The sequence below is a fragment of the Enterobacter cloacae complex sp. 677-3DZ2D5B genome, from assembly GCF_004136695.1.
Taxonomy (GTDB): domain Bacteria; phylum Pseudomonadota; class Gammaproteobacteria; order Enterobacterales; family Enterobacteriaceae; genus Enterobacter; species Enterobacter hormaechei_C.
In genome coordinates, this window is record NZ_QFLS01000008.1 from 72890 (window position 1) to 87455 (window position 14566).

Below are 14566 nucleotides of genomic sequence, written 5' to 3' on the forward strand. Positions count from 1 at the left end.
TTGACTCCTTACGCCGCGATGGCATTCATGATCGCCGGAACCGACAGTTTATCCAGCGGGATCTCTGCCACCTGCCTGCGATCGCGCATGATGATGACGCGATCGGCATAGCCGACCAGCTCCTCCAGCTCAGACGAGATCACCAGCAGCGCCAGACCGTCGGCGCAGAGCGTTTCGATAAGCCGGATGATTTCGGCGTGCGCGCCCACGTCGATACCGCGCGTGGGCTCGTCGAGGATCAGGAATTGCGGCTTGGTGAGCAGCCAGCGCGAGAGCAACACCTTCTGCTGATTACCGCCCGAGAGGAACTCGATGGGCTGTTCCGCGCTCGGGGTACGTATACCGAGCTGGCGGATGAAGCGCTCGGCAATCGCGTTCTGCTCGCGCTTAGGGATCGGACGCAGCCAGCCGCGCTGGGCCTGTAGCGCCAGAATGATGTTTTCCCGCACCGAGGCGGCGGCAATAATACCGTCCGTTTTCCTGTCCTCCGGGCAGAAGCCCACGCCGAGGCACGACGCCTGATGCGGTGAACGTAGCGTTTGTGGTTTGCCTTTGATCAGCGCCGTTCCGCTGTCGGCAGGTTTGATCCCGAAGATGACTTCGGCGGTTTCGGTGCGCCCGGAGCCTAACAGACCCGCCAGTCCCACAATTTCACCGGGGCGTACCTCGAGGTTAAACGGCGCGATGGTCCCTTTTCTGCCGTAATCGTGAAACGCGGCGATCGGTTTTTCGCTCAGCAGCGTACGGCCCGCGCGCTGAAGCGCGTTGGTCTCCAGCTCGCGGCCCAGCATCATTTTGACCAATTCTATCTGCGGCAGCTCGCGGGTTTCCCGGCAGCCGACAAAGCTGCCGTTGCGCAGCACCGTAATACGGTCGCTCACCTCGTAAACCTGATCGAGGAAATGCGTCACGAAAATCAGGCTAACGCCCTGATTACGCAGCTGGCGCATCAGGGTAAAAAGCATCTCCACTTCCTGGGTATCGAGGCTGGCGGTGGGTTCATCGAGGATCAGCACTTTCGCCGAGAGATCGATAGCGCGACAGATCGCCACGATCTGCTGCATCGCCACGGAGAAACGGTTCAGCGGTTCGCGCACGTCGAGAGAGAAGCCATACGATTCCATCAGCTTCGCGGCGCGCGCTTCCATCTCTTTGCGGCGCAGCAGGCCAAAACGTCTGGGCTCGCGGCCAATAAACAGGTTGTCCGCTACCGACATGTTTGGCAGCAGGTTCACTTCCTGGTAGACCGTGCCGATCCCCAGTTGCTGCGCATGCGCGGTGTTTTTGGGCGAAATGGCGTTACCTTCCAGCCAGATAGCGCCGCGATCGGCGTGATAGACCCCGGTCAGGGTTTTAATCAGCGTCGACTTCCCCGCCCCGTTTTCGCCGAGCAACGCCATGATCTCCCCCCGCCGCAGGCTGAAATCAACGTTATCCAGCGCCTTAACGCCAGGGAAAAATTTACTCAGGCCCTCTGTGCGAAGGATTTCCTGGTGTTGTTCGGTGGTCATGGTTTTCCCCTCACCCTGACCCTCTCCCCGGAGGGGAGAGGGGACTATGTCGTGCCCATCTTTAATTTTCTGCCCAACCCGCCCTTTTCCCTCTCCCCTCCGGGGAGAGGGCTAGGGTGAGGGGGCGAGGGCTTAGTAGCCCATATTTTTCTTCTTCTCTAACTCTTCTTTCGCCGTGTCCGGCAGGTAGAGCGTGGATTTGGTGATGGTCAACTTCTCAGGCTGGGTGCCGTCTTTCTTGAATTTCTCCAGCGCATCGAATGCCGGGCCCGCCATATTTGGCGTCAGCTCCACGCTGGCGTTCGCTTCGCCGTCAATCATTGCTTTGTAGATGTCCGGTACGCCGTCGATCGAGCCGGTGAGGATATCTTTGCCCGGCTTCAGGCCCGCTTCTTTGATGGCCTGGATGGCGCCGATCACCATGTCGTCGTTGTGGGCGTAAACCATGCAAATATTTTTGCCGTTATTTTCTGCCTTGATGAAGCTTTCCATGACCTCTTTACCCTTGCTGCGGGTGAAGTCGCCGGACTGAGAACGGATGATTTTGATGTTTGGTGCTTTGGCGATGGCCTCCGCGAAACCTTTCTTACGGTCGATAGCCACGCTCGCTCCGACGGTGCCCTGCAACTCAACCACGTTACACGGCTTGCCATCCACCTGCTTCACCAGCCAGTCACCAATCAGTTTGCCTTCCAGCACGTTATCGGCGGTGACGGTGGTCATATAGAGAGATTTGTCTTTTACGTCGATGGAACGGTCGAGCAGGAAGACCGGAATTTCAGCATCTTTGGCTTCCTTCAGCACCGGCTCCCAGCCCGTGGCGACAACCGGGGCAATAAAGATGGCATCCACGCCCTGAGCGATAAACGAGCGCACCGCTTTAATCTGGTTCTCTTGCTTTTGCTGACCATCGGCGATTTTCAGCGTAATACCGCGCTTTTCGGCCTCACTTTTCGCCACATTCGTTTCAGCGGCGCGCCAGCCGGATTCAGATCCGACCTGCGAAAATCCCACGGTTAAAGGTGCGGCCATCGCCATAGACGACATGGCTGCCGAAACTGCTGTAACAAGAAGTAAGCGCTTCCACATATGAACGTCCTCGTAGGGTAGGTTATTGTTGGTTAAAAGATGTTCCGCGGATGAACTATAGCCAATGGAATATGTTACGGATTGCGTTACATCACACTTCAGAAAAGTGAATAAAACATTAATCACAAGTTTGTAATCGCTTTCATTTCAACATTTAAAATGCGGCTGAGTTTATGGATTATCCTGTCATGGAAACGGTCTGAAAAGTGAAGGCGCGAGGGAGAGAAGTCGAAAACAGGCGGAGACTTTCAGCGCCAGTTGGCTATAATACCTGCCACTTGTTTACCATCCATTTTAAAGGACACCGACATGAGCTTACTCAACGTCCCTGCGGGTAAAGAACTGCCAGAAGACATCTACGTTGTGATCGAAATCCCGGCCAACGCAGATCCAATCAAATACGAAATCGACAAAGACACCGGTGCGCTGTTCGTTGACCGTTTCATGTCTACCGCCATGTTCTATCCGTGCAACTACGGCTACATCAACCACACTCTGTCTCTGGACGGTGACCCGGTTGACGTACTGGTCCCGACGCCGTACCCATTGCAGCCAGGCTCCGTCATTCGCTGCCGTCCTGTTGGCGTGCTGAAAATGACTGACGAAGCGGGTGAAGATGCGAAACTGGTTGCCGTACCGCACACCAAGCTGAGCAAAGAGTACGATCACATTAAAGATGTGAACGACCTGCCAGAGCTGCTGAAAGCGCAGATCGCCCACTTCTTCGAGCACTACAAAGATCTCGAAAAAGGCAAATGGGTTAAAGTTGAAGGCTGGGATAACGCAGAAGCGGCGAAAGCAGAAATCATCGCCTCTTTCGAGCGTGCTGCTAAGAAGTAATTCTTACTGCTGATACTAAGCCCCGCGCGTCGGGGCTTTTTTGTGCCTTTCGATCCCGGTAACCCGTGCGAATGGGCGCAAAAAAACAACGCCACCTTACGGTGGCGTTGTCGTTTTTCAGAACTGGTCTCTGTCTAACCAGTTACCGCTTTCAATCAGCGTTAACCCGTCGACCGAACGTTGGTACACGTACATCCATGCACTGCCGTAAGGTGTCTGGATCAACTGGCGAGCGTATTCACCGCCCCTGGTGCGCAAGGCATCAAGTTCGGCCAGCGTGGCATTATCAATACGATAAACCTCACCCTGTACCGTTCCGTTCCCCGGAACTGCGCCTGGATAGTGGCCCAGACTGTACAACTGGTAGTTTTCGATTGTGTAATTTCCCAGCAACTGGGCGTTGGTCATCCAGTGGCTGTTGCCTTGCCTGGTTCGTAAACTGCCGTAAACAAATATTCGCATTGCTAAAACTCAAACTGATAGAGCAGATCAAGTGCCTGGTCTACGCCGGACACTGCTTCCAGATATAGCTTAGGCATCAGGCGATAACGTAACGTGAGTGTAGCCAGTGAGTCAAAGATCCCCACGCCATATTTTACCTGTAGACCCGGCAGTACATAGCCGCTGACCACTACCTGCGAAGAGTCACCCACGCCCTGAGTGTCCAGCGCCAGATTGCTTACGCCAAACGTCTCGCCGATTTTACCCACAACCTGACCACTTTGTGCAACCCCCAGACCGACTAACATTGATGTCATTGCCGCACCATCGCCCTGTTGGCTATCCAGACCCTGGCCGCGCAGCAGGTAAGAGAGCGCTTCCTGTTGCGACATGGCTGGGTCAGAGAAGATCTCTGCCTTAGGTTCATCGGCGGAGCCCGTCACGCGCACGCCCGCAATCACATCATCTTCGGTGGCTTCCGGGTTACGTATCGCTTCGATATTGAGTACCGGCTGATCCGGTGGACCGGAGAACAGCAGCTCGCCTTTACGCACAATCAAATCCTGACCGTAGGCATGGAAGCGCCCTTCAGGAATATTGATTTGTCCATTGAGGCCAAGCCCCTGTTGATCCTGCGCCACTTTCAGGTCACCCGTGAGTCTCGCCTTCAGCCCAAACGCGTCCAAACGCACGTTATTCCCCACGTGCACGATAAGATTACTATTGATCGGTATGCCAGCGCTCTTCTGTTCAACAGGTTTCAGATTTTCATTGAGCATAACTTCATCACTGGAGACGCCAACCGCGCTTTCCGGCACTTCGTGAACCACGATGCGCGCCCACGGTACGTCAACACGGCCGTCCAGGGTGAAGAGACTCGGCGTTGCCTCAAAGACCACGTCTGGCGACACGTCCAGGCGCACCATCGGCGGTACCGTGATACGCACCCTGCTGCCCTTGGCCGCAATACGGGCGCGCCAGTTGTCGAGCTGGCTCCAGTCTGCGTCACCGCTCAGGTTGATTTGTCCCTGCTGCGTCAGCACTGAGCCACTGAGGGTTGAGCTTTGGCCGTTAAAGTTCATCGTCAGCTGGCTTGGCTGCATATCGAACGGCATAAAGTTACCGTCAATGTCCACGCCGTTTAACCGCATCTGGCCAAACAGCTGCGGGCTTTGCGCATCCCCCGCCAGACGCAGGTTGGCGCTGAGCATCCCCGCCGCCTTTTCTCCCCGCGAGAAGATCGGATTCACCATCGCCAGGTTGAAGTTGCGAATATTGACGTTGCCGCCGAGATTGCGCCGCCCTTGCGGATCGGTAATTTGCACCTGTCCATCAAACTGACCGTTGTTGGTCAGGCGGATCAGCCATCCCAGTTCAGCACGATTGTTACGCAGGTCAGCGTTCACATTCAGGGTGTCGAACGCTACCGGCAGCGGCGCGTCATTGACCTCCTGCGTCACCTTCACGTTACGCCCGGAGAGCGTAACGCTGCCCTGCGGCAGCCCCTCTTTGGTGGTGTCCCACGCGACGTCCGCTTTACCGCTGAAGACCCCGCTGGCCTGGGTGGTTTCCGGCATAAACGGTTTCAGCATCGCCAGGTCGAAACGGTTGAGGTTGATCTGCGCGCGTCCTTCCGCGCCCGCATCAATGGTCTGCGGCACGCACAGCTCAGCATTCGGGTTGGTCCAGCAGTGTGGCCCAATGCTTAACTTTTGCTCCGCATTGCGGTAGTCCAGCGCGATGGATCGGGACAGCATCAGCGGGCCGACCGGCGTGCTGAAGCGGGTGTTATCCAGTACGCCCTTCCAGCGCGTTGCCTGGCGATCAAAACTGCCCGTCAGGTGCAGCTGCCCGGAGACCGGCTCGCCCTGCACGCGCAGCTGGAGATCGTGCTGCTTTTCGTTACCTTTTGCCGCCAGCGTGACCAGACTGATGTTCACGTCCGGCTGGGAGATACGCTCCACGCGCAGGTCCAGGTTTCCGCCGATCTGATCGGTGGATTTCACGTCCCCTTCGACGCGCACGCGGGCAATGGAAAGTTCCTGCCAGCGCAGGTTATTAGCGGTGATGTCCGCCAGCAGCTGCGGCGCCTCCACCGTACCGCGAACCTTCACTAACCCCTTCGCCGTGCCGCCAAGACCCGGCAGGGCGTTATCGAGATTTGGCGCGTCGATGGTGGCATCCAGATCGAGATCTTTCACCCCCAGCTCGCCTTTGATATCTGCCGTGTTGCGGCCCAGCGCCACGTGCAGGCCCGGGATCACCCACTGGAGATAGCTGTTGCCCTTAAGCGAGCCCTCTACGTTGACTTTGTTCTGCTTCACGTTGCCGGTGAGCTTGAGTTCCGGCACGTCCATCTGCCAGGTGCCACCGTACAGGCTACCGCGGGTTTTGATCAGGCCATCCAGTTTTGACGGCCAGTCCGGGACCTCTTTAGCGGTGTTGATCCCGGTCAGCTTCAGCTCGCCGCGCCAGCTGATCGCCTGCTGCCAGTCGAGCAGCGCGGTCAGCTCTGTTTTTCCTTCCAGCGCCGCCACGGTCAGCTTGTCGAGGTTAACCTGCAACTCGTTACCCTTCGCATCCAGGGTGATATCGGCGGGCGGTACCCCCTGCCCCTTCACTGCCGTGCGGAACGACAGCGTGTAGTCGGTCATTTTGCCACTCAGCTTCAGCTTCAGATCGTCAGCCTGGAACTGTTTTTCGCCGGTGAACGGCCAGTAAAGCTGCTTGCTGACAACCTCAAGGTTGAGCGGTAAACCGGCCTCTGCCAGCTGGGTTTGCCCGCGCAGCACCATATCCACCGGTCCGGAAAGGTTCACGCCGAACTCCAGCTTCTCACGCAGCGCGCCGCCGACCTTCACCTTCACCTTTTCGCCCTTCAGCGGATCGATGTTCAGGGCGCTGTTCAGCGTAATATCCACCGGCCAGTTGTCGCGCAGCAGCGCATTGCCTGAGGCGTTCACCGAGCCCTGACTGGAGTCGATATCCAGCGCGTCGAGCTTCATGTTGCCGTCGATGCTGCTGACTTTAAGCAGCATGTTGAAGACTGTCAGATCGGTATCACCCGTCAGACGCAGCTGCTCGCCCTTAAACTCTTCGATATTGAGGTTCAGCGGCAGATGCACGTCGGTCATCTCCGGCAGAACCGGTTTCGAGAAGAGATCTTTCAGCGTTTCGCCCAGCGGTTTTTCTTCCGGCTGCGGGTTCTGGATCTTCGGCTCGACGATCTCTTCCTGCGCCACGTCGGCCACCTTCGGCAGCGCAATCAGCAGCCCTTGCAGGGAGGTTGGGGTCAGGGTGAGGTTTTTCTCCTGCCAGCGCAGACCGGAGGTGAAATCCATCACGGATACCGTCGTATCGTCGATTTTGATATTGACGTTATCCAGCGCAACCCGGTAGAGCGCAATCGGGTACGGCGTGGAGAGATTAAGCGGGCCGCTGTCCTCTTCTTCAACAGGCTCAGACTTCGGCATTTTTTTGGAATCTATCGCCACGTTAACGTCTTTTAGCGACAGATCGTTTACGCACAGCTGGCTGTCACGCAGGCAGCCGAGCTTGACCGCCAGATGAAACTCGCCCGCGTTCACCGCCACGCCGGGCTGTTCGTAACGGATATTTTTCAGGCGCAGATCGCGCCAGCCGCCCGTCACCTGGCCGATTTCCAGCCCCGGCACCCAGCGGTTCGCGGCGTTAAACAGCAGATGCAGGCCCGTGGTGGTGCCCACCAGAAACGCCACCGTACCGAGCAGTAATACGATAAAAATCAGCACCCCGAGGCTTATCTTCTTCCATAAACTCATAATTCAGGCCCCAGACCGATGTAAAACTGTAAACCGTGTTCGTCTTTGTCGCCCACCGGAACGGCGAAATCGAGCTTGATGGGCCCGACCGGTGACTGCCAGCGCACGCCTACGCCCGCGCCGGTTTTGAAATCGCTGCGGCGGATATCGTTCACCGCTTCACCGCCGTCAACGAACATCGCCCCCCACCACTTGCCGCTGACGTTGTACTGGTACTCCAGCGAGCCGGTCGCCAGTTTTGACGCCCCGGTCAACTGGCCTTTGTCGTTTTCAGGTGAGATCGATTTGTACTTATACCCGCGAATGCTGCGGTCGCCCCCGGCGAAGAAGCGCAGATCCGGCGGGACGCGTTCGAAATCACCGGTTTCGATCCAGCCGAGATTACCGCGCATCACAAAGCGGTGTTTGTCGTACAGCGTGCGGATCCAGACGTTTTGCGCCTGAAAGACGGAGAAGTCTACGTCGGAGCCCCAGGCAGTGTTGGAGTAATCGATGGAGTAGCGCTGAGAGTCGCCCCAGGTCGGCATCAGGCCACCGCGCGAGCGGGTACGGCTGATCATCACGCCCGGATAAAGCAGCATGGTGGTGTTGGTGACGTTTGCCTGGGTAAAGTGGTCGAGGCTCCAGCGCAGGTTAATGGCGCGCTGCCAGCCGCTGGAGAGATCCCAGAAGCGTGATACCGCAAGCGTCGTCGAGTCCTGCTCGGTATCGTTCAAATCGGTACGCTTAAAGCCGCCCTGCACGAGGTAGTATTGCTCAAGCGGATTTTTCAGCAGCGGCATTTTATAGCTGAAGTCCAGCTGCTGTTCAGGCGCAGACAGGCTCACGCTGGTGGTCAGGCTGTGGCCGTAGGAGTTCATCCACGGTTTTTTCCACGAGGCTTTCACGCGCGGGCCGACGTCCGTGGAGTAGCCGACACCGGTCTCAATGGTGTTTTCGGTGCGCGGAGAGACCACGCCATGCAGCGGTAACACTTTCGTTTTACGGGATTTATCAAATTCCGGCGCCACCACCACGGAGTTAAACCAGCCCGTCGCGGACAAACGACGGTTCAGCTCGCCCAGGTCGCTGGACTGGTAGTAGTCGCCCTTTTTAAACGGCACCAGGTTTTGCAGATACTCATCACGGATTTGCGATCCTTCGAAGGTCACATCGCCAAACCGGTAGCGCTCGCCGCTGTCGTAATCGATATCCCAGAATGCCTGACGTCGCTCAAGCGCAACGCCTAGCTGGCTTTTGTTGAACTGGCTGTCGAAGTAGCCTTTGCGCAGCGAAACGCTGGTTAATGATTTTTTAAAACGATCGTAATCCCCGTGATTGAGCACAGTGCCCACTTTCGGACGGGTGCTGAGCAGATCCAGGTAGTCACGATCCGTGCGCGCGCCGCCGCGCAGCACCACGTTCGTGCCGCCAATCAGGACGGGTTCGCCCGGCGAGACGCGGGCAATCAACACCTGACGTCCTTTTGCCGGCGGCGGGCGTAAATCGAAATCGATGGTGGGTTCGTAGTACCCCAACGCCTTTAAGCCTTCGCGAATGGCGTCATCCACGCGCGCGCGAAAACGCCGATCCGGCGTGACCTCATCGCTCTGGATAGTAGAAAGCTGCGCACGCACGTTTTTTTCCAGCGCCCCGGATAACCCCTCAACCTGCAAACGGACATTCGCCGCGCTGGCAATCCCGCTGGTCAGCAGTAAGCTGACTAAACATAACTGGCGGATCTTTGTCACGTTTTCTCCTGAATATCCCTGTTTCCACCCTGGAAGCAAATGCAGTGCCGCTCCGCGGCAAAATACGGCCTGAAAGCCAAAAACCCAAATTACGGGTTGAAAAAGGGTGTAACACCCAAATATTTCTTATGATTAAATCTAGACTCATTCATCGCATTTATTGTGTTCAATTAAACGCTTCGTGACAACCTTAACCGAAACAACGCTACCCCGGAGGCCCCACCGTGAGTTTATTTGATAAAAAGCATCTGGTATCACAAGCCGATGCGTTACCGGGACGCAACACCCCTATGCCAGTGGCGACATTACACGCCGTAAACAACCATTCAATGACAAACGTTCCTGATGGAATGGAGATCGCCCTGTTTGCCATGGGCTGCTTCTGGGGCGTAGAACGCCTGTTCTGGCAACTGCCGGGCGTGTACAGCACCGCTGCGGGCTACACCGGAGGATATACGCCTAACCCAACCTACCGCGAAGTCTGTTCCGGTGAGACCGGTCATGCTGAAGCGGTGCGTGTGGTGTATGACCCGAGCGTCATTAGCTATGAACAGCTGCTCCAGGTGTTCTGGGAAAACCATGACCCGGCGCAGGGCATGCGTCAGGGTAACGATCACGGCACCCAATACCGTTCGGCCATCTACCCGCTCACCCCAGAGCAGGAGGCCGCGGCCCACGCCAGCCTGACGCGTTTCCAGGAAGCGATGCAGGCGGCCGGTGATAAACGTCAGGTCACGACGGAAATCGCTACCGCGAAACCGTTCTACTATGCCGAAGACGACCACCAGCAGTACCTGCATAAAAATCCGTACGGCTACTGCGGCATTGGCGGCATCGGCGTCTGTCTGCCTCCACAACAGGACTGATTACGGCTTCAGCGCCACGCGAGCCGCGTGGCGCACAGCCTCTCCCTCCGGCCACTTTTTGCCGAAAACGTGACCTCTGGCAGGTTTACACGTCTTTACGCTATACTACCGCTGAAATAATCGGCTCAACGCTACGAGCTGACTTCAATGTGTCTTCACACGAATGGTATCAACTCCCCTTCTGAGGATCTGGCGAGAAGCCGGATAAACTATGTTAAACAGTATTTTAGTAATACTTTGTCTTATTGCCGTCAGTGCATTTTTCTCGATATCGGAGATCTCGCTGGCTGCCTCCCGTAAAATCAAACTGAAGCTGCTTGCCGACGAGGGCAACATCAACGCATCACGCATTCTGAAAATGCAGGAAAACCCCGGCATGTTCTTTACCGTGGTGCAGATTGGCCTGAACGCGGTCGCCATTCTTGGCGGTATCGTGGGTGATGCAGCGTTTTCTCCGGCGTTTTATGGCCTCTTTGTTAAGTACATGTCCGTAGAGCTGGCCGAGCAGTTGAGCTTCATCCTCTCCTTCTCCCTGGTGACCGGCTTGTTCATTTTATTCGCGGACCTGACCCCGAAACGCATCGGTATGATTGCGCCAGAAGCTGTGGCTTTGCGTATCATCAACCCGATGCGCTTCTGCCTTTATGTCTTCCGTCCGCTGGTGTGGTTCTTTAACGGCCTGGCGAACGTCATTTTCCGCATCTTCAAGCTGCCGATGGTGCGTAAAGACGACATCACCTCCGATGATATTTATGCCGTGGTGGAAGCCGGGGCGCTGGCAGGCGTGCTGCGCAAGCAGGAGCACGAGCTGATTGAGAACGTTTTCGAACTGGAATCCCGTACCGTGCCGTCCTCCATGACCGGCCGTGAAAACATCATCTGGTTCGATCTGCATGAAGACGAGCAGAGCCTGAAGACCAAAGTGGCGCAGCATCCGCACTCCAAGTTCCTGGTCTGTAACGAAGATATCGACCATATCATCGGCTATGTGGACTCCAAAGACCTGCTGAACCGCGTGCTGGCAAACCAGAGCCTGGCGCTGAACAGCGGCGTGCAGATCCGCAACACCCTGATTGTGCCGGACACCCTGACGCTCTCCGAAGCGCTGGAAAGTTTCAAAACCGCCGGGGAAGACTTCGCGGTGATCATGAACGAATACGCGCTGGTGGTGGGCATTATCACCCTCAACGACGTTATGACGACCCTGATGGGCGACCTGGTCGGCCAGGGGCTGGAAGAGCAGATTGTTCAGCGTGACGAAAATTCATGGCTCATCGATGGCGGTACGCCGATTGAAGACGTCATGCGCGTGCTCGACATCGACGAGTTCCCGCAGTCCGGAAACTACGAGACCATCGGCGGCTTTATGATGTTTATGCTGCGTAAAATCCCGAAACGTACCGACTCAGTGAAGTTCTCCGGCTTCAAGTTTGAAGTGGTGGATATTGATAACTACCGCATCGATCAGCTGCTGGTAACGCGTATTGATAGCAAACCGACCGTGCTGGTGCCGAAACTGCCGGATGCGGAAGAGAAGGTGTCGGCGTAATTTATGAAGGGCAGCGTTGAGCTGCCCTTTTTGTTTTAAAACGGAAGCTGCCGTTTATGTAATTTAAATAATTTTTTAAGTCCTTAGAAGGGGGACGAATTGAGATAAATAAAGGCAGAGCCTACGATATTATTAAATTTAAAAATATCCCCGCTTACTTTAAGAAAAATCGTTCTGTCTTCAATGCTAACTTTCACGCCAGGATCGGTGGTGACAAGGAAAGGTTCATAACCATTTTTAATGTCTTCTAAAAAAACTTCATCGGTCTTTTGTGCCGTGTAAAGATAATATTTATATACGAAAGAAGTCGTCGCACCCGCGCTGCTTTCCGTGATATACAACATAGACTTATCAACTACGGCATGCCGATAAACTATAGTCTGTTCAAGGTAAAAAAAGTCACCAAGCATGCGCCAAATCCCATATCCTATGGTAGCTAACATAAATAACACAAATATATTCTTATTTTTAAAAACCAGATCTCGATGCATAATTATTCCATTTATTTTCCATGCGTAACGGCTTCCCTTCTCAGCCAACAGTTAAAGCTGACCTTTTTACAACTCGCTTATAAAAAGTATAGGGGTATTGTTTATGCCATGGATAATAAGTCCAATAGTGATCCAAGTTTTTAATGTTTTATATCAATTTTTAGCACTGAAAAAGATTTTAAGAAAAACTTCATCAATTCATGGTTATGCCCGTTAATACAAATAACGCCAAGTCAAAACTATCTGCTTCAGGGTATGTCTCTGGACTGGCCCTACAAACATCAACGGCTCCCATTGGGAGCCGTCTTTTTAACAACTACTGCATAGCACGTTGGTTAAGCCATCTCAGTTTGCAGACGCATAACCTGACGGTTGACTTCGGACATCACAGACAAGTGCTGTTTGTCCTTCACTTTCGGGATAAGGATTTTGCCCTTATCGAACTCAAAAGCGCCAACATCCTTGATGTACAACCGTCCACGGAACAGGATCTTCACGTACTTCGCCACCTGAAGCGGGTTGTAGCGTTGGAAAATTTTCATTCTTGTATCTCCTGCGAATCATACGCTCTTGCGGTGCCACAATCGGCCCGACTGTCCTGAGCGCAAATTTTGATGCCCAATGACTATAGACCAGAACCTCGTACTTACCCAGTGTGCATAAGTTTATTTACCGTTTGATTACAATTATTCAGAATAATCTTTGCAAAGCGTGATACAGCGCAGTATATGCCGTCGTTTTTGCATAGATATGTGCGTTCGCCCGCAAACTGGCATCGGGATTGCGGGAAAAGCCTATTGATCGCACTTATGATTAAAAGCGCATGACCAAGTGGTCGGATCACCTGCTAACAATAAGGAAACACCATGACCCTACGTAACCTCCTGGCAGCAGCTTGCCTGTTGCTGCCGCTGATGGCTTCCGCACACAACATTGAAAAAGGACAACGTGTCCCGCCGGTCGGGATTGCTGACCGGGGAGAATTGATTCTCGACAATGATAAGTTTAGCTATAAAGCCTGGAATAGCGCGCAGCTTGCGGGCAAAGTGAGAGTTGTACAACATATTGCCGGACGTACATCCGCTAAAGAGAAAAACGCTACCCTCGTGGAGGCGATCAAGGCCGCAAAACTCCCGCACGATCGCTACCAGACCACCACCATCGTGAACACCGACGACGCCATTCCCGGCTCCGGCATGTTTGTGCGCTCAAGCCTTGAGAGCAATAAGAAGCTCTATCCCTGGTCGCAGTTTATTGTCGACAGCAACGGCGTGACGCGTAAGGCGTGGCAGCTGGAAGAGGAGAGTTCAGCGATTGTCGTGCTGGACAAAAACGGTCGCGTAGAGTGGGTTAAAGACGGCGCGCTGACGCAGGATGAGGTGCAGCAGGTGGTTGCCCTGCTGCATAAGCTGCTGACTCAGTAAAGTGACACCCGGAAGCCCGGATTCAGGAATGACTCGCGCGGGGTGTAGTCCAGTGGCTTACCCTGCCAGTCATGCACATGCGCGCCAGCGGCCGCCGCCACCGCATGCCCTGCCGCCGTATCCCAGACGTTCGTCGGCCCGAAACGTGGGTACAGCTGCGCCTGCCCTTCCGCCACCAGACAGAACTTCAGCGACGAGCCAATCGACGTCGTCTGGTGTTCACCCAGCTGTTGCAGATACTCCTCCAGCTCGCTGTCACTGTGCGAGCGGCTGATCACCACCAGCGGAGGACGGGCATCACGCACCTGGATCTGCTTACGCACGCCGCACTCTTCCTTCCAGGCTTTACCTTCCGCCGCGCTGTACATCACCTTCATCACCGGGGCATAAACCACGCCCAGTACCGCTTTCCCGTTTTCAATCAGAGCGATGTTGACGGTGAATTCACCGTTACGCTTGATAAACTCTTTCGTGCCGTCCAGCGGGTCGACAAGCCAGTAACGCTGCCAGTGCTGACGTTCATCCCAGCTCTGGGGCGCTTCTTCAGAAAGGACCGGAATATCCGGCGTCAGGGCCTGCAAACCTTTCAGGATCACCGCATGCGCCGCGATATCCGCCGCCGTCACCGGGGAGTCATCCGCTTTGCTGACAACATCCATCGGTTTCGCACCGTCGTACACCTGCATAATGGCATCACCCGCATCCCGTGCGAGCTGACAAATTTTATCTAACATTCTCCACCTCTTCGTTAACGCAGTGGGCATAACTTATTGTTTTAGTTATATCGTAATGTGAACAATTCCGCTATCTGTGAAGCAATTCTGG

12 protein-coding genes are annotated in these 14566 nt (G+C 55.0%); 4 read left to right on the plus strand and 8 right to left on the minus strand.

The window, feature by feature from the left end; translation table 11 throughout:
* Positions 1 to 8: 8 nt before the first annotated feature.
* Both ytfR and ytfQ read right to left on the minus strand, forming a co-directional pair.
* Positions 9 to 1511 (minus strand): galactofuranose ABC transporter, ATP-binding protein YtfR, encoded by a 1503-nt coding sequence (gene ytfR / locus DD597_RS12915; protein WP_017383923.1) that lies wholly within the window; start codon positions 1509 to 1511, stop codon positions 9 to 11.
* Positions 1512 to 1643: 132 nt separating this feature from the next.
* Entirely contained in the window at positions 1644 to 2600 is a 957-nt protein-coding gene (gene ytfQ, locus DD597_RS12920) for a galactofuranose ABC transporter substrate-binding protein YtfQ (protein WP_017383924.1), read from the minus strand.
* Positions 2601 to 2909: 309 nt separating this feature from the next.
* On the opposite strand from ytfQ, the gene ppa reads away from it, so the two are divergent.
* Positions 2910 to 3440 (plus strand): inorganic diphosphatase, encoded by a 531-nt coding sequence (gene ppa / locus DD597_RS12925; RefSeq protein WP_006810347.1) that lies wholly within the window; start codon positions 2910 to 2912, stop codon positions 3438 to 3440.
* Between the two features lie 117 nt (positions 3441 to 3557).
* Here the strand turns inward: ppa and DD597_RS12930 are convergent, their stop codons facing one another.
* Genes DD597_RS12930 through tamA form a run of 3 tightly spaced genes read right to left on the minus strand, consistent with a single transcriptional unit; the run spans position 3558 to position 9411 of the window.
* Positions 3558 to 3902 carry a gamma-glutamylcyclotransferase gene (locus DD597_RS12930; RefSeq protein WP_017383925.1) on the minus strand — a complete coding sequence of 115 codons (345 nt, stop codon included), beginning with the start codon at positions 3900 to 3902 and terminating at the stop codon, positions 3558 to 3560.
* A 2-nt stretch (positions 3903 to 3904) separates the two neighbouring features.
* On the minus strand, positions 3905 to 7681 hold the full coding sequence (gene tamB, locus DD597_RS12935; RefSeq protein WP_048210728.1) for an autotransporter assembly complex protein TamB: 3777 nt from the start codon (positions 7679 to 7681) through the stop codon (positions 3905 to 3907).
* Entirely contained in the window at positions 7678 to 9411 is a 1734-nt protein-coding gene (gene tamA, locus DD597_RS12940) for an autotransporter assembly complex protein TamA (protein WP_022650273.1), read from the minus strand. The genes tamB and tamA overlap by 4 nt, the downstream gene beginning before the upstream one ends.
* A gap of 224 nt (positions 9412 to 9635) precedes the next feature.
* On the opposite strand from tamA, the gene msrA reads away from it, so the two are divergent.
* Positions 9636 to 10277 (plus strand): peptide-methionine (S)-S-oxide reductase MsrA, encoded by a 642-nt coding sequence (msrA, locus tag DD597_RS12945; protein WP_003856057.1) that lies wholly within the window; start codon positions 9636 to 9638, stop codon positions 10275 to 10277.
* Positions 10278 to 10488: 211 nt separating this feature from the next.
* Complete coding sequence (locus tag DD597_RS12950; protein ID WP_022650272.1) at positions 10489 to 11826, plus strand: hemolysin family protein; 1338 nt, start codon at positions 10489 to 10491, stop codon at positions 11824 to 11826.
* Positions 11827 to 11909: 83 nt separating this feature from the next.
* Here DD597_RS12950 and DD597_RS12955 read toward each other — a convergent pair whose 3' ends face one another.
* Together DD597_RS12955 and DD597_RS12960 are read right to left on the minus strand one after the other, a co-directional pair.
* A complete protein-coding gene (locus DD597_RS12955; RefSeq protein WP_032608366.1) occupies positions 11910 to 12317 on the minus strand; it encodes a hypothetical protein in 408 nt (135 codons plus the stop codon).
* Positions 12318 to 12652: 335 nt separating this feature from the next.
* Positions 12653 to 12859 carry a DUF1107 domain-containing protein gene (locus DD597_RS12960; protein WP_003856054.1) on the minus strand — a complete coding sequence of 69 codons (207 nt, stop codon included), beginning with the start codon at positions 12857 to 12859 and terminating at the stop codon, positions 12653 to 12655.
* Positions 12860 to 13183: 324 nt separating this feature from the next.
* Between DD597_RS12960 and DD597_RS12965 the strand changes: the two genes are divergently transcribed.
* Positions 13184 to 13741, plus strand: coding sequence for a YtfJ family protein (locus DD597_RS12965; RefSeq protein ID WP_022650270.1), 558 nt, complete (start codon positions 13184 to 13186; stop codon positions 13739 to 13741).
* On the opposite strand, the gene cysQ is transcribed toward DD597_RS12965, so the two are convergent.
* Positions 13735 to 14475: a 3'(2'),5'-bisphosphate nucleotidase CysQ gene (gene cysQ, locus DD597_RS12970; RefSeq protein WP_003856050.1), complete on the minus strand. Its 741-nt coding sequence runs from the start codon at positions 14473 to 14475 to the stop codon at positions 13735 to 13737. The two genes, DD597_RS12965 and cysQ, sit on opposite strands and share 7 nt — an antisense overlap.
* Between the last annotated feature and the right edge of the window lie 91 nt (positions 14476 to 14566).